Genomic DNA, 19,039 nt, shown 5'->3' on the forward strand with positions numbered 1-19,039 from the left:
GGCATGAAATCGGGGGGTGTTGTGCGGGGACGTTTGTTGCTTCTTCAAGGGTCACATCGGTCTGCCGTCCGCACAAGGGGTTACGGGAAGGTTTCATGTCGGTAACGACTGAGGCGTTCGTCACACCTGTGTCGGGCCTGTGGGTGAGCAGCGTCACTGCGTCGCCGCAGGTCGGGGGCTATGTAGGACAGATGTCCAGGTCAGAAGCCTGCCCTGACCTCACCTTTCGTAACAATCGGTGGACCGATCACCCCTCGCGACGTGGTATTCGCGGAGCGCACGCCGGGGTCCGGGGATACCGGACGCAAGAGCACGTGGCCCCTGGTGCCTAGGCTCCTTCTGTGACCAGTCCCACGACCGATCCCGCCGACGGCCCCGCGAGAGGCTCCTCGAAGGACACCGACGCCCGCCCGCCCGTGCTGCTCGCCGTCTGCTGCCTGATCCTCCTCGAGGCCGCCGCCTTCGCCGGGCTGGGCATCGCGGTGGGAGCCGAGCTCGTGCGTGGCCGGGCGACGATGCCCGGCGCGACGGCCTTCCTCGCCGTCTGCGCGCTGGGCATCGCCGCACTCCTCGGCCTGTGCGCGCGGGGGCTGTGGCGCGGACGGCGCTGGGCACGTTCGCCCGTGATCATGTGGCAGATCCTGCTCGTGGTCCTCGCACTCGGCTGGTACAACGCGGACCCGTCCGCCTGGGCGCTCGTCGTGGTCGGGATCGCTCTGGTGATCGGCGGTGCCCTCCTGCTTCCCGCGGTCGTGCGCGCGACGACGCCGCCCACGCCGAACCCGCCGGCTCAGCCGGGGTCGTAGACCTGGAGCGGCGTGACGTCGCGCCCGAGAACCAGGGCGCCACGACCGACGGGGCGCCGGCCCGGGTCCGCGAGCCAGGGGGCGCGCGGACCCACGAGCTCGGCTGACGCGGTGTCGTGCAGGTCGAGGACGAGCACCCGCCGACCCCGCAGCAGGGTCGGCAGGGCCCCGCGGTAGGCGCTGCCGGCGGCCAGGGAGGTGCAGGTGGCCACGAGCCGTGCTCGCAGCGTGCCGACGAGGTCCGGGTCCTGGCGCTCGAGCTCGTCGATGTCGTCGACCAGGAGGGTCACGTCGCTGGGCAGTCCCGCCGCGTCGGACGGCCGGACGGCCGCGAAGCGATCGAGCGCCGGCGTCCCGGCGGCGAGGTGCAGGACGGTGTGCCCGGCACGCACGAGCCCGAGCCCCACGACCGCGAGCGCCGTGCTCCGTCCGGAGCCGGGCGGTCCCGCGACGAGCAGGCCGCCGGTGACGTCCACGGTGACGGGCCGCGCGTCGTCGCCGCCCTGCCCGAGCAGCACGTGCCCGGGCGGAGCCGCCGCCGGGTCCGGCAACGGTGCCCGTGCCGGGAGCGGTCGTACGCGCACGATCGACCGGTCGGGCGGCCCGACGGGGTGAGTCGCCGCCGCCGGCAACGCGACCTGGACGAGCTGGGTGCCGCCGGGGTGCAGATGGATCGCACGGCCCGGCGTGACGCGTCGGCCCGCGAACGCGGCGGGGACACCGGCGAGCGCGTCGAGAACGGGGTCCGCGAGAGGGAGCACCAGGTGGTCCCGGAACGCGCCTGCGTGCTGCGCCGCCACGGCGCCCACGTCGGCGCTCGCCGCGACCGCGAGCCCGCTCGCCGACCGGCCGCCGCGCCAGACCGCGGTCCACCGGTCCGCGCCGGCCCCGCGCGCCAGGCCACCCGCCGCAGCCAGGGCGAGGTCGACCCGGTCGACCAGCAGCACGTTCTTCCCGGGCTCCCGCTCGAGCAGCTCCAGCAGCCGCGCTGTCTCCACGACGTCGTCGGTGGCCAGCAGCGAGCCGAGGGTGCCGTGCCGGTCGCCCGAGGAGAGGCGCTGCTCCGCGTCGCGCGACAGGCCGACGCCGTGCACGCCCCAGCCCTGTGCGAGGGCTTCCAGGCCGACGGTCACGAGCGTGGTCGAGCGCCCCGAGCGCGGTCCGCCGAGGACGAGCAGGTGTCCGTCGCAGGCGTCCCAGCGGACGGCGCCGCGGCGCTGCTCGTCGGGCACGTCCGCGACGCCCACCGCCAGACCCGGCCCGTCGGGGACGTCCCCGACCCCGACGACTGCCGGCAGCGCGGGTAGCCACGGCATGCGAGCGGACCGCCGGACGGCGGCGGCGTCGATCGCGGCCGACACCCACGCCGGTGCCGCATCTCCGGCACGGTCCGTCGGGGCAGGCGTCCATCGGTGCGCCGGCGGCGACCACGGTTCCGCGAGGCGCACGGCAGGAACCTCGGGGGCGGCCGTCGCCCGAGCCACCTGGACGGCCTCCGGCGGGCGGGAGCCCCGTCGGACCAGAGCGCGGCCCGGAGCACCGGGGTCGATCAGCGCTGCGTCCGGGGCGTCGAGGACGTCGGTCGAGTCCGCGGCGTCCGCGACCCGCAGCGCGATCCGCAGGCTGACGTTCGCACGCAGGTCGGCGCCGATCGCACCCGCGGGACGCTGCGTCGCGAGGACCAGGTGCACCCCGAGCGCTCGCCCCTGGGCCGCGAGCCGGGCGAGCGCGGCGGACGCCTCCGGCACGTCCTCGGTCAGGGCGCGCAGCTCGTCGACCACCACGAGCAGGCGTCCAGGCGTCGAGGGGGCGCCCGGGTCGAGCTCGACGAGGTCCCGCGCGCCCGCGGCGACGAGCACGCGCTCGCGGCGACGGATCTCGGCGCGCAGGCCGGTGAGCACCCGGTGGGCGTGAGCCGCGTCGAGGTCCGTGACGTGCTCGAGGACGTGCGGGAGCCCCGCGACGGCGCCGAGCCCGGTGCCGCCCTTGAAGTCCACCAGCAGGATCGACAGCCGGTCGGGCGGGTGCGTCAGCGCCAGCGCCAGGACCACCGTCGTCAGCAGCTCGGACTTGCCCGCGCCGGTGGTCCCGGCGACCAGCGCGTGCGGACCGTCGGCGACCAGGTCGACGGAGACGGGTCGGCCGGCGGAGCCCGCTCCCAGGGCGACGGGCAGCCCGTGCGGCGACCGGTCCCACGCCGCGGCGACGTCGGACGCGGTGGGGGACGGGATGCCGGGCTGCGCTCCGAGCGACGCGTGCGCCGGGAGCCCGGCGTGCTCGTCCCGCGCCGAGCGCACAGCCGCGGCACGCCGCACCTGCGCCAGGGCGGTCGCCTCCGTGACGGCGTGCCGGGCGACGAGGGTGACCCTGCCGTGCGCGTCGTGCAGGCGGACCGACCCGCGGGAGACCTCGACGCGCGAGCCGCACCAGGCGGGGACGTCCCGCGCGCTGGCGGCCAAGAGCACGAGCCGCTGCGCCGCGGGCGCCGCGGCCCGCCACCGGCCGAGCGCCGCGGGGTCGGGCGGCTCGTCGCCCACGACGACGGCCGACGGCAGGTCAGGACCGGGCAGGGGAGTGTCGGCCGGTCCCGCCCAGACGCACCATGACCAGTCGTGTCGGCGGCCGCTGCGGACGACGAGCGGCCCGGCTAGGTGGGTGCCGAGCGCGGCGAGCACGATAGCCCGCGCCACCGGCAGCGCCTGCGAGCGCGGACCCACCACCGTGATCGTGCCAGCGTCGTCCCACGGCACGGCTGCCGTGAGCGGCTCGTCGTCGGGCCCGGCCCGCACGGTCGCGGCGACGAGCGCGGCCGGATCAGCCACGGCGGGGTCGACGGCTGGGGGATGCCTGCGGAGCGGGCGCAGGGACCCGAGGGCCCCGAGCGGGCCGACGAGTCCCAGCAGCGCGAGCAGGGGTTGGTGCAGCGCGGCGGCGAGCGCGACCGACCCGATCGCCGGGGTCAGCCAGGTGGCGAGCGACGGCCGGGGGCGCTCGGGCTCGCTCGGCGCGGGTCCCGGAAGCGTCCGCGGGCGCACGCGGTAGGTCGCCGGTCCGACCACGAGGTCGTCGGCGGAGCGCCATCGTCTCGACCGGTGGCCGGTGCGCACGTGGACCCGGTCGCCGCGTCGACGGACGGACAGCCCGGCCGCGACCTGGACGCGGGTGCGGTCCGGAAGGCCGAGCAGGGCGCCGCAGTCGGATCCCGCGACGACCGCGACGTGCCAGTCCGACCGCATCGCGTCCTCTGCCGACGGTCGAGGGCGCTCGCCGAGGGTGAGCACGCACCCGTGCACCAGGGGCACCTGTCCGGCCACGTGGGTCTCGTCGAGCAGCTGGTCGGCCACGGCGAGCCGGTGGGCCGTGCTCGCCCACGAGGGGTGACCGGTCAGCCGGGCGAGGGCGGGGCGCAGGACCGCCGGGGCCGTTCCGGGCAGGACCTCGACGTCCGTGGTGACGACCCCATCCCCACGTTCGGGATCGGGGTGGAGCAGGGTGATGCGCACCCGGCGACGATGCCCTGCGCCGGGCACCGGGAGGCGTCTGACCTGCGGCCCTGTGGACGACGTGTGCCGTCCACAGGGCCGAGGTCAGGTCAGTCGACCGAGAGTGCAGCCACGGGCGACGTGCGCGCCGCGGCCCGGCCGGGCAGCACCGACGCCAGCAGCCCGGCGGCCAGCGCGACGACCAGGACGAGCCCGAGGTCGCGCCACGGCACGGTGAGCAGCACGTCGCCGAGCATGCCGAAGATCACCACGGACCCGGCCCAGCCGTACAGGAGGCCCAGCCCGGCTCCGAGCAGCGCCCCCACTCCCGCGATGAGCATCCCCTCGACCGCGAGCATCCACCGCAGCTGGCGTCGCGACAGCCCGATCGCCCGCAACGTCGCCGACTCGCGACGGCGCTCCATCACGGAGAGCGACAGGGTGTTGGCGACGCCGATGAGGGCGATCACGACCGCGACGGCCAGGAGCCCCACAACGATCCCGAGGAGGGAGTCGATGAGCCGCTGGTCGCTGACCCGCATGGCGGCCGAGCTCGTGACGTCCATCGCGCCGTCCGGGAGCGCTGCCCGGACGTCCTGGAGGACCGCGGCCGGGTCGGCGTCGGGGTCGATCGACGCCCACACGGCGGTGACGTCCGCCTCCGGCGCGATCCGGTCGAGAGTCGCGCTCGTGACGATCGCCGACTGCCCGCCGAGGTCGGTGGCCACCGCGCGCAGCTCCACGACCGGTCCGTCCGGCTCGGAGTTTCCTTCCGCGTCGAACGTGCGGGAGCTGACGGTCGTGTCGCCCGCCAGGGCGTCGCCGGCGGATGCGGGGAGCAGGACGGTGTCGTCGCCGAGGGCGTCGATCAGGGACCTGTCGCGCAGCACGCTCGAGGCAGCGTCGGCCTCCACCGCCGCGACCGTGCGCATGCTCCCGTCGGGGAACGCGACGTCCGCGGTCCGGACGGAGACCGCCTTGTCGATCCCGTCGACGCCCGCCACCGCCTGCAGGACGCTGCCGGGGTCCGCCGCTTCGCCGTCGACGGAGTACAGGCTCTCGACCACCAGGTCGACCGGGTAGTGCGCGTCCAGCTCGCGGGCCAGCGACGTGCGCGCGCTCGCGGCCCCGGTGCTCATCATCACGACGAGCGTGACGCCGATGAGCAGCGCGGTGCTCGTGGCGGCGGTGCGTCGTGGGTTGCGCACGGTGTTCGCCGCCGCGAGCCGGGCACTGGTCCCGGTCGAGGCGAGGGCGCGGCCGAGCAGCGCGACGACCCGCGGCACCCAGAACACGGCCCCGAGGAGCACCCCGACGAACGAGGCGGCCCCGGCGAGCGTCCCGACGCCGAGCAGCAGGCTCGCGCCACCGGAGCCACGGGCCGAGAGCATGGCGGTCATCAGGAGGACCCCGGCGCCACCGACGACGAGCAGCAGCGAGATCGCCAGCCGCACCTGACCCGCTCGGGCGCTCACCGCGGGTGCGTCGGCGGGGCGCAGCGCGGCGATCGGTGCGACCCGCGTGGCCTCCCGTGCGGGCACGAGCGACGCGAGGACGGTCACCAGCGTCCCGACGAGCAACGGCACGAGGACGACGGCAGCGGTGATCTGGACGGTCGACGGGAGCGGCACACCGAGGTCGGCGCGGTTCAGGATGGTGAGCGCGACCTGTGCCAGAGCCGTACCGCCGACCAGGCCGGCCAGCGAGGCCGCGAGCCCGAGGATCCCGGCCTCGAGCAGCACCGACCGGCGCAGCTGGCGCTTGCTCGCGCCGACGCACCGGAGCATCGCGAGCGTGCGGGTGCGTTGCGCGACGAGCACCTGGAAGGTGTTGGCGATCACGAGGGCGGCGACGAGCATGGCGACGGCCGCGAAGCCGAGCACGACCGTGACGAGCACGTTGCCGCCGTCGGACAGCTCGGACACCGACGCCGCGGCAGCCTCGTCGCGCGTCAGCACCTTCGCGTCGCTCGCCAACGGGCTCAGCGTGGCGCGCAGGTCGGTCGTGGTGACGCCGTCCGCAGCGGCCACCAGCAGCACGGAGCTGTCCGAGGTCATGTCGAGCGACGCCATGTCGACGGCGTCCTCGAGGGTGACGAGGCCGGCGCCGCCCGAGGCCGACCAGGCGTGCGACGGGTCGGCGGTGATGCCGACCACGGTGAAGTCGACCGGGGTGCCGTCGGAGGACATCGGGACGACGGCGACCTGGTCGCCGACGCCGACGCGGAGGGCGGAGGCGAGGTCGGGCGGCAGCGCGACCTCGTGGGCCCGGCTGGGCGCGTCGCCCTGAGCGAGCGTCAACGACCCGAGCCGCGGGTCGGACGGGACGGGCAGGACGGTCTGCAGGCGGGTCTGGCCGTTGCCGCGGAACTGGAGCGTGACCGGGAGCAGGGCATCGACCGCCGCCACGCTGGGCTCGTCGGCGATGGCGCGACGTTCCTCGGCCGTCAGGGGTCCCTGGACGACGACGTCCGCGTGGCCGAAGGTCGCGGTGACGGCGTCGTACCCCGTGCGCGTGATGACGCCGCCCGCGAGCAGGGTGGTGGCGAGGAAGGCGGACCCGATCGCGATGGCGACGGCGGCCGCGGACAGCCGGCCGAGGCTGCGGCGCATCTGGGCGAGCGTGAGGCGCAGCATCAGAGGGCCGCCGGCTGCTCGAGCGAGCGCAGGGCCTCGAGGCCCATGAGGACCGACTCGGGCGTCGGGTTCTCGATGTCCCCGGCGATCCGCCCGTCGGCCAGCAGGACCACCCGGTCCGCGTACGCGGCGGCGGTCGGGTCGTGCGTGACCATGATGATCGTGCGTCCGAGCTCGCGGACGGACCGCCGCAGGAAGCTCAGCACCTCGGCACCGGACCTGGAGTCGAGGTTTCCGGTCGGCTCGTCGGCGAAGACCACCTCGGGCCTCGCGATCAGTGCGCGGGCGATCGCGACGCGCTGCTGCTGACCGCCCGACAGCTCGCTCGGCCGGTGCGTGAGCCGTTGGCCCAGGCCCAGGGTCTCGACGAGCGTGTCGAACCACGCCCTGTCCACCGCGGAGCCCGCCAGCTCGAGGGGCAGCAGGATGTTCTGCTCCGCCGTGAACATCGGGAGGAGGTTGAACGACTGGAAGACGAAGCCCACCCGGTTGCGCCGAAGCCGCGTGAGGTCGTCGTCGCCGAGCGCCGTGATCTCGGTGTCACCGAGCCGCGCGGTCCCGGACGTCGCCTGGTCGAGTCCCGCCAGGACGTGCATGAGCGTCGACTTGCCGGAGCCCGACGGACCCATGATCGCGGTGAACGCACCGGCCGCGAAGTCGACGTCGACGCCGTCCAGCGCGTGCACGGCAGCGGCGCCGCGGCCGTAGACCTTGGTCAGGGCGCGCGCGCTCGAGGCTGTGGTGGCAGTGGGGGCGTCGTCGTCGATCGGCCGGAAGACGGTGGTGTCCACGGGGTTCTGCTCCTTCGTTCGGTGACGTGCTCGACGCTACGGAGCGGTCCGACGACGTCACATCAGGCCACGGTGTCGTCGTCGGACGTCGGGAGTCATCCCGTGGTCGCACGGCGGTCGGTCGCGCTCACGCGCCGGGTCGTACCGGACCGGCCCAGGAGCGACGACGACCAGCGCTCACGCGCCGGGTCGCACCAAGCCCGTCTCGTAGGCGACGACCACGGCCTGCACCCGGTCCCTCGCGTGCAGCTTGGCCAGGATGCGTCCGACGTGCGTCTTGACGGTCGCCTCGGCGACGAAGAGGTCCTTGCCGATCTCGGTGTTGGACCGGCCACGGGCCATGAGCACGAGCACCTCGCGCTCGCGGTCGGTCAGCTCCGCGACCGCGAGCCGGGCGGGGTCGGTCGGCTGCCCCGGCTGCTCGGGCGGCAGCGCGGTGACCAGGTGCTCGAGCAGTCGCCGGGTGCTCGACGGCGCGATCACGGCATCACCGGCGTGCACGGTGCGGATCGCGCCGAGCATCTCCTCGGGCGGCGCGTCCTTGAGCAGGAATCCGCTGGCGCCCGCGCGGATCGCCGACAGGACGTACTCGTCGAGGTCGAACGTGGTCAGCACGATCACCTTGGGGGCGGGCGCGGCCGCGGTTCCGCGCGCGACGATCTCCGCGGTCGCCGCGAGGCCGTCCATCGTCGGCATCCGCACGTCCATGAGCACGACGTCGACGACGCCCGGCCAGGTCGTGGGGTCGAGCGCCCGGACCGCCTGGGCGCCGTCGCCTGCCTCGACCACGACCTCGAGGTCCGGCTGCGAGTCGATGACCATGCGGAAGCCGGCACGGACCAGCTGCTGGTCGTCGACGAGGCCGACGCGGATGATCTGGTCCGTCATGACGTCTCCTGTGGGCGAGCGGCGCCGGGCGGCGTCGGAAGGTGTGCGCGGACCCGGAAGCCGCCGCCGGGTCGCGGACCCGCGGTCACGGTGCCCGCGAACATCGTCGCGCGCTCCCGCATCCCGAGGAGCCCTTGTCCGAGGCCGTCGGAGTCGGCGGACGCGCCACGACCGTCGTCGCTGACCTCGAGGACGATCGCCTCGGGCAGCCACTGCACGAGCACGGACACCAACGGGTCAGGACCTGCGTGCTTGAGCACGTTGGTGAGCGCCTCCTGGGCGATCCGGTAGACGGTCAGGCCGGTGCCCGGCGGCAGGGTGCGAGGGGTGCCCATGCGCACGAGCGAGACCCGCATCCCGCTGGACCTCATCTGCTCGACGAGGCTGCCCACGTCGGACTCGGCCGGCTGCGGCTCGAAGTCGGGGGTCCGGCCCTCGTTCCCACGCAGGACTCCGAGCAGCCGGCGCATGTCGGTGAGCGCCGCGCGTCCCGTCTCGCCGATGGTGCTCAGGGCGCGCGTGGCCGCCTGCGGGTCGGCCTCGGCCGCATACCGGCCGCCGTCGGCCTGCGCGATCATCACGGTCAGGCTGTGCGCCACGATGTCGTGCATCTCGCGGGCGATCCGGGCGCGCTCCGCCGCGGTCGCGATCTTCGACTGCTGGTCGCGCTCGACCTCGAGCCGTCGGGCACGATCCTCCAGCGCCTCGATCCGCTCCCGGCGCGACCGCCGGACCAAGCCGAACGCCCACACCGCCAGCGAGGCGACGCCGGTGAACATCGCGATCCCGGAGGTGCCGGAGAGGTCGGACGGCCCCGCGAGCGCTACGCCGAGAAGCATCGAGCCGACGAGCGCCCCGACGATCGCGACCCGGTGCGCCCATCGCGCGCCGTGGACCGTGACCGAGTAGAGGGCGAGCAGCACCGCGCCGTCGGCCGGGAAGACGATCGGGACGCCCAGGAGCACCTGCAGGAGGGCGACCGCGTACACGATCGCGGCCGAGAGGTTGGGCGCCACGCGCCGCCAGGCCAGGGGAACGACGAGGGCGACGGTGAGCGCCCCGACGACGAGTGGTGAGCTCTCCACGTTCGAGGCGGCGCCGAAGGCGATCGACGCCGGCGCGACCACGAGGAGAAGGAGCGCCGTGAAGGTCGCGTCGACGACGAACCGGTGCGCCTCTTCCCAGCGCAGCAGCCGCTCCCAGATCGTCACCTCCCGAGGGTAGGGGCGGCGATCGTCGCTCGCGTGCCCCCGCGGGGGGATCGTCCGTGCGCCGGTGTCCACCGACAGACGGACGAGGTCACGACGTGCCGCGACGAGCGCGGAACCGCCGCAGCGCAGACCGTGCAGGGGCGGTCACCCTCGCGGCTGCGTGCAGGACGGGAACCGGCACACCCAGCCGCAGCCACCGCCGGAGCCGAGCCCGAGGGCCGCCGGGGGCCTGGGGGACCGCCAGGGGCGCGAGCCGGCCGGCGGTGGCGCGGGGAACGAGCTCGTCCAGCACGGTCCCGAGCTCGTCGGGCGTCCCGTGCAGGTAGTTCGCGCGCGTCCACGCGGGATCGGCATGCGCGAACTCGCCGTGGCGCACGTCGTCCAGGCTGGCGACGAGGCCGCTGCCGACGTAGACGGACGTGAGGTTGTGGTCACCGATCCCGAAGTCGGACAGGACGACGGCGCGCAGCCCGAGGGCGACCGCTTCGAGCACGGCCGTCGAGCTCACCGTGACCAGGACGGAACCCGGAAGAAGGTGCGGCGCGAGGGGGCCGGTCTCCATCTGGAGCCGGGCGGTGGTCCCGGCGGCGTCGCCGAGCTCGTCGACGAGCACGTCGTAGGGGTGCTCCTCGCGGTGCGTCTGGGCCTCGCCGGCGCGCGCACGGAGCTTGACGACGACCGCGAGTTCGGGTCGGGCGTCGGCCAGGTCGCCGAGGGCGTGGAGGACCGAGAGCCGTTCCTCGGCGGTCTCGGGGAACTTCGCCTGCGGTGCGAAGACGACTCTGCTCACCGCGGACCCGTCGGTCACGGTCGCCTCGTCGGGACGCCCCGTCAGGAAGGGCAACCGGTTCAGGACCAGGCGTGGGGAGAAACCGAGCTCGGCGGCCAGCGTGCCGAAGTCCTCGCGCTCGCGCTCGGAGTGGACGACGAACACGTCGACCGTCGGGCGGTACTGGAGAGCGAGCCGGGTGGCCGGGATCGACATCCCCGGCAGGCCGGTAACCACGACCGGGCGGTACGGCAGGTCGGCGAGATCGCGGAGCAGCTCGACCGCGACCGGGCCCGTCGTGGCGACCAGCACGACGTCGGGGCGTTCTCGTCGCAGGCGTGCCGACAGGCGCCCGCGTGAGAGCACCGCAGGCGACGGCTCGTGCTCCCACCTGGTCCCGGCGACGGCCGAGCGGAGCTGCTCCTCGTTGGGGGCGAGCGGGGTGCGCACGACGGTGAGGTCGCCATCGCGGTCGGTGAGTCGCTCGAGCGTCGCGGCGGCCCACTTGAGGTAGGAGTCGGAGTCGGCGATCGCGAGGACGCTCGTCACGCGGCACTCTCCTCGTCGGGCGCGGCAGTCGACGACAGGAGGTGCTCGCGGAACGATGCCGGCGCCCCCGGCGTCCACCAGGCGTCAGGGATGTCCGTGCCGACGACGTCCACGCCGCGCGGTCCGAGCGACGCGCGCAGCGTGACGAGCGGGGTGGAGGGCAGGCAGTGCACGCGGGACCCGGCCGCGAGCGACCGCAGGCGCACCTCGATCGGCCAGGGACTCGGTCGGACGACGACCCCGGGGATCTGGGCGACCGCGTCGCGCAGCACCGTGCTCTCGCGCCGGTGCGGCACGTAGGCGAGAGGCCCGCTCGCGGCCTGGGCGATCCCGCTGACCCAACCGAGGTACGCGTCGGCCTCGACGAGCTGGTCGGTTGCGAGCGCGGACCCCACGACCAGCTCACCGTCCGTGATCGGGTCGACCTCGGCGACGGTTCCGGACCAGTCGAACGCGTGCGTGACGAGCGCGCCTCCCAGAGCGGTGAACGCCACGGCGAGCTCGGTCGGCACGTCGATCGCCGTGCACACGGTCAGCGACCCTGCGCGCGCGCGACGGACGAGCGAACGGCGGACCGCGCTCCCGACGACGCGACGTGCCGGGCCGACCGTGGCGCGGGGTCGCACGAGGGGACCGGGTTCGGTCGAGGTCAGGGCCCGCAGCAGGTGTAGCGTCGCCAGCCCGTCGTCGACCACGACCGTGGCGGCCGGGCGGCGGTGGGTGACCACGGCGGTCTGGACGCGACCGGAGTACGGGTCGCCCACCCCCCAGGCGCCCGTGCGGTGCGGTACCGGGACCCGGTCACCGCGACGGAGGGTCACGCCGGGGGGCAGCGACGCCGAGCCGAGCGATCGCTCGAGGTCCTCGAGCGGGGCGAGCCCCGAACGGATCACCACGTCGACGGCGTCGCCGAGCAGCCCGCGCGCGGCAGCCTCGAGAGCGCCGACGAGCTGCAACGGCGACTCCACCCAGGCGGTGCCGCGTGCTGCCACGGAGGTCAGGCGCCGATGCGACGCAGTCGCGACAGGGGAGCGAGCTCGCCGGGGAAGACCTTCTTCACGCCGTCGCCCATCGCCTGCTCGATGATGCGGATGTCGCGCACCAGGTGCTGCAGGCCGGAGGGCTCGAGCGAGGAGGCCTGGTCGGAGCCCCACATGGTGCGGTCGAGCGTGATGTGGCGCTCGACCGTCACCGCGCCGAGAGCCACGGCCGCGAGCGAGATCTGGAGCCCGCGCTCGTGGCCCGAGTAGCCCACCGGCACCCCGTAGCGCTCACGCAGCGTCGTGATCATCCGCAGGTTGGCCTCCTCCGGGGGGAGGGGGTAGGTCGACGTGGCGTGCATCATCACGAGCCGGTCCGTGCCGAGCGTCTCGACGGCGGCGTCGATCTGCTCGATCGTGGACATGCCGGTCGACAGGATGACGGGCTTGCCGGTCGCGGCGAGCGCGCGCAGCAGCTCCAGGTCGGTGACGGACGCGGACGCCACCTTGTGCGTGACGACGCCCAGGTCCTCGAGGAAGGCGACGGACGGCACGTCCCACGGCGACGCGAACCATGCGAGCCCGCGTGCGGCGGCGTGCCGGGCGACCTCTTCGTACTGCTCGCGCGAGAACTCGACGCGGTAGCGGTACTCCAGGTAGGTCATCTCGCCCCACGGCGTCTGCCGGATCTGGTCGCGCTGCGCGAGCGGGGTGGAGATCTCGGGGGTCCGCTTCTGGAACTTCACGGCCTGCGCGCCGGCGTCCGCGGCCACGTCGACGAGCTGCTTCGCGATCTCGACGTCGCCGTTGTGGTTGAGGCCGATCTCACCGATCACGTAGACGGGCTGACCGTCCCCGACGAGGTCGGTGCCGATCGCGACGGGAGCAGAGGTACTGGGCACGGTGAGTCCTTTCGGCCGGCACGCGCGTGCCGGGTGGTGTGGTCAGGTCGAGCGGCCGCGCGCGGCCAGGATGAGGTCGGTGATCTCGCGGACCGCCCCGGCGCCGCCGCGGGTGTCGAGCACCAGCCGTGCCGCGTCGAGCACCGGTGGGCGTGCGTCGGCGACCGCGACCGGCCAGCCGACGAGGGCGAGTGCCGGCAGGTCGTTCACGTCGTTGCCGACATAGGCGACGCGAGCCGGGTCCAGGTCGTGCTCGGCCATCCACCGTCGCAGGGTGACGGCCTTGTCGGTCACGCCCTGGAGGCATTCGACGCGCAGCTTGCGCGCGCGAGCACCGACGACGGGGTTCGTCTCGGTGGACAGGATCAGCACCGGGACGCCCGCGTCCCGCAGCCGGGCGACGCCGAGGCCGTCGGCGCGCGTGACCGAGACGAGCTCGCGCCCGTCCGCGTCGACGTACGCGCGGTCGTCGGTGTGCACGCCGTCGAAGTCCGTGACGAGCGCGTCGACGTCGAGGTACCCGGTCGGTGCGGCCGTGGCCAGGGTGCGCGCGAGACGCAGGTCGGCGGGGGTGTCGATCTCGAGGGAGGACTCCTCGTCGACGACCTGCAGCCCGGTCCGGCCGAAGAACCGGTGCCCGGAGGAGCGCAGACCGCTGGTGCGCATCGCGTAGAACGCGCCCGTCTCGCGGTAGATCGGCTCGCGGTCCTGGCGACGCGGCCGGGTCGCGGCGTCGTGCCCGACAGCGACCGCCTGGGTGCCGTCGAGCTTCCAGGTGAACGCGTGCGTGGGGGCGGCGGCCAGCACGACGTCGTCCGACCCGTCCAGCACACGGCGGACCGCGACGTCGAGCGCCGCGCTGTCGATGAACGGGGACGTCGCCTGCACCAGGACGGTGACCTCGGGGTCGGTCCCGTCGCGCACCAGCTCGTCGAGCGCGTGCAGCACGGCGGACTCCGAGCTCGCCTCGTCGCCGGACAGCTCCGGAGGGCGGACCACCACGCGCGCACCAGCTGCTCGCGCCTCGGCGGCGATCCGGTCGTCGTCGGTGCTCACGACCGCGAGCGTGACCGACGGTGCGCCGAGGACCGAGTCCACCGCGCGGGCCACCAGAGAGCGCCCCCCGACAGCCTCGAGGTTCTTCAGCGGGACGCCCTTGGACCCACCCCGCGCGGGGATCACCGCGACGACCGTCCTGACCGCGACGGCGGCCGAGCCGGGCAGGTCGGGGTTCAGGTCGTCCTCCAGGTGTGGTTCCGGCGCCTGCGTGGGCCGGTGCGGGCCGTGCGGCCGGTGATCGTCGCCGAGCATTCTAGGCTGACGGGGGAGATCGGCGGTGACGGGACCGCGGACGGAGGGGGAGGTCACTGCCGTGAGCGGCCGGCTCGACGTGATCGTCCCCGTGCGTGACGCGGAGCGCCACCTCGACGCGTGCCTGCAGACGATCCGCGCCAACGCCCCCGACGGGACCCGCTTTCTCATGGTGGACGACGGCTCCACCGACCGGACGCCGTGGATCCTCGAGGACGCCGCGCGGACGATGCCGTACGTCGTCCACCTGCGCACGGACCATGCCGGCGGGGCGGCCCGGGCGCGCAACACGGCCCTCGACCTCGTCGACGCGCGGTACCTCACGTTCCTCGATGCCGACGACTGGTGGGCGCCTGGTCACGTCGCGTCGATGCTCGCCTCGGCCGAGGCGTTGCGCGTCGACGTCGTGCGCACCGACCACGTGCGGGTCGACGGCCTGCGCCGGACGCCCGAGCGTGCACCCTGGGACGAGCGGGGGGTCGCCGTGCCCGCCGCCGACGGGATCGGCGACGCCGGGGGCAAGGCGCTCGTCGACTACCCCTACCTCTGGGCGGGCGTGTACGACCTGACCAGCGTCGACCCTGCGCTCCTGCGGTTCGACGAGAGCCTGCGCACGGCGTCCGACCGGCCGTGGTTCTGGCGTCTGCACCTGCGGACCCGGACGTTCGCGGTCGTGGACTCGCCCGGCTACTTCTACCGGCGGTCCGACGGGTCGGGGTCGCTGACGCAGTCGCGCGACGAGCGCCTGCTCGACTTCCTGCCGGCGTACCACCGGGTTCTCGACCTGGCGTTCGCCTCCGGCGTCGCCAGCCACGAACGACGTGCGGTGTTCGGCGCGTGCCGGATCGTCGCCTTCCACGTGAAGAAGCGAGCGCGTCTGGGCCCGGACCTGCAGGCTCGACTCATGGCCGATGCTGCGGCGCTGCTGGCCCGTGCCGATGCCGACACCCTGGAGGCGGTGCTGCCCACTCTGCCTCCGGACCAGCACTCCCTGCTGCGCGGCCTGTACCGCGCCGGTCGGGGGGTGTCGTGACCTCCGTGATCGTCGTGACCGACATGCAGGCTGCCGAGCTCGCCGCCGGGGCGGTCCGCTCGGGCGCCTACCAGCGCCCTGTCGTCCTCCTGACCGCGGGCTGCGCCGACGTACCCGAGCTCGCGGACCGGTTCGACCAGGACCCGGCGTTCGCCGAGGTCGCCGCGGCCTTCGACCAGGTGGTCGACCTCAACCAGCTCATCTGGCCGCAGCACCCGCTCGCCTGGCGGGAGACCGACCTGCGCGACGGCGTGTTCGCGGAGCGGTTCGCCGCGGCCGTCGGTCCGACCGACGTCGACGAGCTGACCATCGAGGCACCGCCGTCCGCGCCCGGGCGTGTGCTGCGCGCCGCGTTCCCGACAGCCGACGTCACGGTGCTCGTCCGGTCGCGCGACGGTCTCGCGTGGGCGTCCGCCGGGGGGCGCCGCGCCGTCGTCGACGCACCACGCCGCATCGTCGTCGCCGACACCTCACCGGACGTCCTCCCGCACCTCCGCGCGCCCGCCGTCCTCGTGGGCCCTGCCGGAGGGGCCGGGGCACCGGGCTCGGCAGAGGCGCTCCTGTGGGACCCCAGGCCGCTCGTCGCGCTCGGCGGTGCGTTGCGGCTCGCCGCGCGCAGCGTGCGGCCGTCCGGGCGGGCGTCGCGCGGTCGCGCCCGTGCGGCCGTCCGGAAGAGTGGTCGCGCCGTCGTGGACGCCACGCTGCGCGGGGTGCGGGCCGACCGTGCACGCGCGGCCGTCCGCCGCCGCCGCGAGCGGGCCTGGCAGCGGCGGGCCGTGCGGAGGATCGACATAGGATGACGCCCCGCGTGCAGGACGCAGACGCCGAAGCTGACGAGAGCAGCCCGCAGAAGAGTGAGGTACAGGTGGCTGACCCAGTGACGTCCCCCGACGTCTCGGTGATCATCCCGACGTTCAACGTCGTCGACTGGATCGACGACTGCCTCACGAGCATCCTCGACGAGCAGACCCTCGACCTCGAGGTCGTGCTCGTCGACGACGGCTCGACGGACGGCACGTGGACGCGCGTGCTCGAGCGCGCGGCCCACGACCCACGGATCCGCGCCGTGCGCATGCCGGGAACCGGTGGCGGCCAGTGCCGCAACTACGGCGCCGAGCTCGCTCGCGGCCGCTACATCGCGTTCTGCGACGGCGACGACATCGTCCCGGCGGGGGCGTACGCGACCATGCACGCCTCCGCGGCCGGTTCGGGCTCGGACATGGTCATCGGTGACTTCCTCAAGTTCTCGGCACTGCGCACGTGGAGCCCCACGGGCCGCTGGAACGCGTTCGGGACGCCCCGGGCAGGCATCCGGCTCGTCGACCACCCCGTCCTGATCCGCAACCGCGCGTGCTGGAACAGGCTGTTCAGCCGCGAGTTCTGGCAGCGCGAGGCCATCCGGTTCCCCAGCGTTCCCCGCTCCAACGACGTCGCCCCGATGACCGCGGCCCTCGTGAGTGCGACGAGCATCGACGTGCTCCCGGACATCGTCTACCTCTACCGCGACCGTCCGGGTGCGTCCTCGATGACGTCGCAGGCGCGCGCCGACGTGAGCCTGCGCAGCTACCTCTCGCAGGAGATCGTGTGCGCGGCGCTGGTCGCGGGCGTGGAAGATCCTGGTCTGACAGCCGTGTTCTGGAGCATGTTTCTGGATGCCGACGGGTGGGTTCACGTCCGGCGATACCTGCAGGAGCCGACGACGGGACAGGTCGACGCCGAGCTGCCAGCGCTCCTGACGCGGATGCTGGGCAGCGCCCCGCCGAGCGCCTGGCAGCGGCTCTCTGCAGACCGTCAGGCCGTCTACAGCCTCTTCGCTCTCGGACACCACGAGTGGGCGCGGGCGGTCGTAGGCATGATGGGCGAGGAGGACAGACCTTTCGTGCCTCTGCAGCCGCGTGAAGCTATGCAGATCGTGGCGGTGCTCGTCGAGTCCTCTCGCGTGCCCGACGCCGGCCTACACGCTCTTGCGTACCGCTACGTCGTGGAGAGCATGACGGCTCTGCCCACGCCGTTGTCGGAGCCGGAAGCGCAGGAGCTGCTGGCGGTGGTGGCCGGTCACGAGGCCCTGTTCGACAGCCCGGTCGGCGACGCGGAACGCCCGCACGACGCCCGCATCCGCCAGGCGCTGGCCACGGGTGACGTCTCGCAGCTGCTCCGGACTCCACCGGTCGGCGTGCTCGCAGCAGTACGGGCACGCTCGGTCGTCGTGGGCAGACGCGCGGCTGACGTGGTGATCGAGCGCCCGGTGCGCGCCCTGGACGACTCGGGAAGCGTGACTGCCGTCAAGCCCGGCTCACCTGCGAGCCGTCGCGAGGTTGCGACCTTGCGAGGAGACGGCGGGGGCACGTTGCGCTTCCGCGTCCCTGCCCGGGCTCTGCCGAGTCAGGGCACGTGGGTCTTCGAGATCACGTACCCGACGTCCGGGGGTGCCGCCCAGTCCCCTCTCGTGGTCGAACGGTCCGCCGTGACCGCCTCGCGGAGCCGATGGCGCCTGCTCTCGGTCAGCAGACGCCTGAAGCGCGACGGGCCGGTGTCTGTCGTTCGACTCGCCGCGGTCCACGAGCGCATGTTCCGGCGGGCGATGAGGAGTTTTGCACGCTAGTCCAGCGGGTCAGGCCGGTGCCGACAGGGACTCGAGAATCCGGACGTAGTCGCGGCTCATCTGCCACGGCGTGTAGGCGAGCGCGAAGGTCTCGGCTGCCGCACCGGTCCTTGCTGAGCCGTCGAGCGCGGTATGCAGGGCACGTGCCAGGCTGGCGACCGCCCCGGCCCCGGGGGTGAAGAACGACACCCACTCCTCGTCGCCGAACTCCCCGACCATGTGCGGCTCGCCGGGCAGGATGCACGGCCGCCCGAAGGTTGCGGCCAGCAGGGCGCTGCCGGAGTTGAGCACGCGGTCGTACGGGAGTACGAGTACGTCGGCGGCGCGGTACCAGAGCTGTAGGTCGGCGTCGTCGACGAAGCCGTGCGACCGCACGACGCGTACCCCGACCGGCAGCTGACGATCGATGTCCGGAAGCAGGTCCGGATGTACCTTTCCGGCGAGAAGCAGGGTTAGGTCCTCGACGTCGTCCGAAAGGGTGCCCACCGCTGCGAGCAACGTGCTGATGCCCTTGTAGGGCCGTATCTGTCCCACGAAAGCCACGGTGGGCGACGTCGACGGAACGCCGAGCCGCGCCCTTGCATCGGCGCGAGTGACGGAATTCGGGTAGACCCCGTGGTACGACGAGTGCGGCAGGGTCACCACCTTGTCGACCGGCAGCTCGTAGTCGGCCGCGACGGCCTCCACTGTGTGGGAGTTGAGTTGGATGACCTGCGCCGACAGCCTGACCAGCAGGTTCGCCAGCTCGATCTCGAGGTCTCGGTAGTGGAGTTCGTGGGGAAGAACGTTGTGCACGGTCCAGATGAGGTCCACGCCGGCAGCTGTGGCCGACTCGAGAGCCTCGGTGAACTCGTCGAGCTGACGGCGGGCAGCGGCGTAGGAGTCGGCGCGCTGGCAGACCGGGGCCGTCCAATGGATGTGCACGACGTCGCCGGATCCCATCGTCCCGAGCAGTCGGATGAGGTTGTCGGTGCGCGTCGTTCCCTGCAGCGACCAGCCGCTCGAGACGGCGGACAGGTAGAGCATGTTGAGGTACGGGTTGTCCTCCCACGCGGGGAAGGCGACGATGCGCGGCATTG

At 73.9% G+C, this 19,039-nt stretch carries 14 protein-coding genes; 4 read left to right on the forward strand and 10 right to left on the reverse strand.

Annotated features, from left to right (window positions below):
- Positions 1 to 341 precede the first annotated feature (341 nt).
- Positions 342 to 806: a hypothetical protein gene (locus AC1DPN_RS04520; RefSeq protein ID WP_477083502.1), complete on the forward strand. Its 465-nt coding sequence runs from the start codon at positions 342 to 344 to the stop codon at positions 804 to 806.
- Here AC1DPN_RS04520 and AC1DPN_RS04525 read toward each other — a convergent pair.
- The 9 genes from AC1DPN_RS04525 to AC1DPN_RS04565 all read right to left on the reverse strand — a co-directional run bounded on the left by AC1DPN_RS04525 (position 791) and on the right by AC1DPN_RS04565 (position 14,325).
- Positions 791 to 4,309, reverse strand: a complete 3,519-nt coding sequence (locus AC1DPN_RS04525; protein ID WP_477083503.1) for an FtsK/SpoIIIE domain-containing protein — start codon at positions 4,307 to 4,309, stop codon at positions 791 to 793. The genes AC1DPN_RS04520 and AC1DPN_RS04525 overlap by 16 nt on opposite strands.
- A gap of 89 nt (positions 4,310 to 4,398) precedes the next feature.
- Entirely contained in the window at positions 4,399 to 6,900 is a 2,502-nt protein-coding gene (locus AC1DPN_RS04530; RefSeq protein WP_477083504.1) for an ABC transporter permease, read from the reverse strand.
- 23 nt (positions 6,901 to 6,923) lie between these two features.
- The gene (locus tag AC1DPN_RS04535) at positions 6,924 to 7,715 is read right to left on the reverse strand and encodes an ABC transporter ATP-binding protein (RefSeq protein ID WP_477083505.1); all 792 of its coding nucleotides are present in this window, start codon (positions 7,713 to 7,715) and stop codon (positions 6,924 to 6,926) included.
- Between the two features lie 177 nt (positions 7,716 to 7,892).
- Positions 7,893 to 8,603, reverse strand: a complete 711-nt coding sequence (locus AC1DPN_RS04540) for a response regulator (protein ID WP_477083506.1) — start codon at positions 8,601 to 8,603, stop codon at positions 7,893 to 7,895.
- Positions 8,600 to 9,814, reverse strand: coding sequence for a sensor histidine kinase (locus AC1DPN_RS04545; protein ID WP_477083507.1), 1,215 nt, complete (start codon positions 9,812 to 9,814; stop codon positions 8,600 to 8,602). Before AC1DPN_RS04545 ends, AC1DPN_RS04540 begins: the two co-directional genes overlap by 4 nt.
- An 88-nt stretch (positions 9,815 to 9,902) precedes the next feature.
- The gene (locus AC1DPN_RS04550) at positions 9,903 to 11,132 is read right to left on the reverse strand and encodes a DUF6716 putative glycosyltransferase (protein WP_477083508.1); all 1,230 of its coding nucleotides are present in this window, start codon (positions 11,130 to 11,132) and stop codon (positions 9,903 to 9,905) included.
- Complete coding sequence (locus AC1DPN_RS04555) at positions 11,129 to 12,124, reverse strand: hypothetical protein (protein ID WP_477083509.1); 996 nt, start codon at positions 12,122 to 12,124, stop codon at positions 11,129 to 11,131. Before AC1DPN_RS04555 ends, AC1DPN_RS04550 begins: the two co-directional genes overlap by 4 nt.
- Positions 12,125 to 12,129: 5 nt before the next feature.
- Entirely contained in the window at positions 12,130 to 13,014 is an 885-nt protein-coding gene (locus tag AC1DPN_RS04560; RefSeq protein WP_477083510.1) for an N-acetylneuraminate synthase family protein, read from the reverse strand.
- A gap of 42 nt (positions 13,015 to 13,056) precedes the next feature.
- Positions 13,057 to 14,325, reverse strand: coding sequence for a cytidylyltransferase domain-containing protein (locus AC1DPN_RS04565; RefSeq protein WP_477083511.1), 1,269 nt, complete (start codon positions 14,323 to 14,325; stop codon positions 13,057 to 13,059).
- Between the two features lie 61 nt (positions 14,326 to 14,386).
- Here AC1DPN_RS04565 and AC1DPN_RS04570 point away from each other — a divergent pair, with 61 nt between their 5' ends.
- From AC1DPN_RS04570 to AC1DPN_RS04580, 3 genes are all read left to right on the forward strand, one after another.
- A complete protein-coding gene (locus AC1DPN_RS04570) occupies positions 14,387 to 15,358 on the forward strand; it encodes a glycosyltransferase (RefSeq protein WP_477083512.1) in 972 nt (323 codons plus the stop codon).
- Positions 15,355 to 16,158: a hypothetical protein gene (locus AC1DPN_RS04575; RefSeq protein WP_477083513.1), complete on the forward strand. Its 804-nt coding sequence runs from the start codon at positions 15,355 to 15,357 to the stop codon at positions 16,156 to 16,158. The genes AC1DPN_RS04570 and AC1DPN_RS04575 overlap by 4 nt, the downstream gene beginning before the upstream one ends.
- A gap of 65 nt (positions 16,159 to 16,223) precedes the next feature.
- Positions 16,224 to 17,960, forward strand: a complete 1,737-nt coding sequence (locus tag AC1DPN_RS04580; RefSeq protein WP_477083514.1) for a glycosyltransferase family 2 protein — start codon at positions 16,224 to 16,226, stop codon at positions 17,958 to 17,960.
- A 9-nt stretch (positions 17,961 to 17,969) separates the two neighbouring features.
- Here AC1DPN_RS04580 and AC1DPN_RS04585 read toward each other — a convergent pair whose 3' ends face one another.
- Positions 17,970 to 19,037 carry a glycosyltransferase family 4 protein gene (locus AC1DPN_RS04585; protein ID WP_477083515.1) on the reverse strand — a complete coding sequence of 356 codons (1,068 nt, stop codon included), beginning with the start codon at positions 19,035 to 19,037 and terminating at the stop codon, positions 17,970 to 17,972.
- Between the last annotated feature and the right edge of the window lie 2 nt (positions 19,038 to 19,039).

The organism is Cellulomonas sp. P4_H4, assembly GCF_056400865.1.

Coding starts and splice junctions, on each gene's coding strand:
- AC1DPN_RS04530 (WP_477083504.1), bottom strand. CDS start 6,900: ATGCGCCGCAGCCTCGGCCGGCTGTCCGCGGCCGCCGTCGCCATCGCG.
- AC1DPN_RS04585 (WP_477083515.1), bottom strand. CDS start 19,037: ATGCCGCGCATCGTCGCCTTCCCCGCGTGGGAGGACAACCCGTACCTC.
- AC1DPN_RS04565 (WP_477083511.1), bottom strand. CDS start 14,325: ATGCTCGGCGACGATCACCGGCCGCACGGCCCGCACCGGCCCACGCAG.
- AC1DPN_RS04540 (WP_477083506.1), bottom strand. CDS start 8,603: ATGACGGACCAGATCATCCGCGTCGGCCTCGTCGACGACCAGCAGCTG.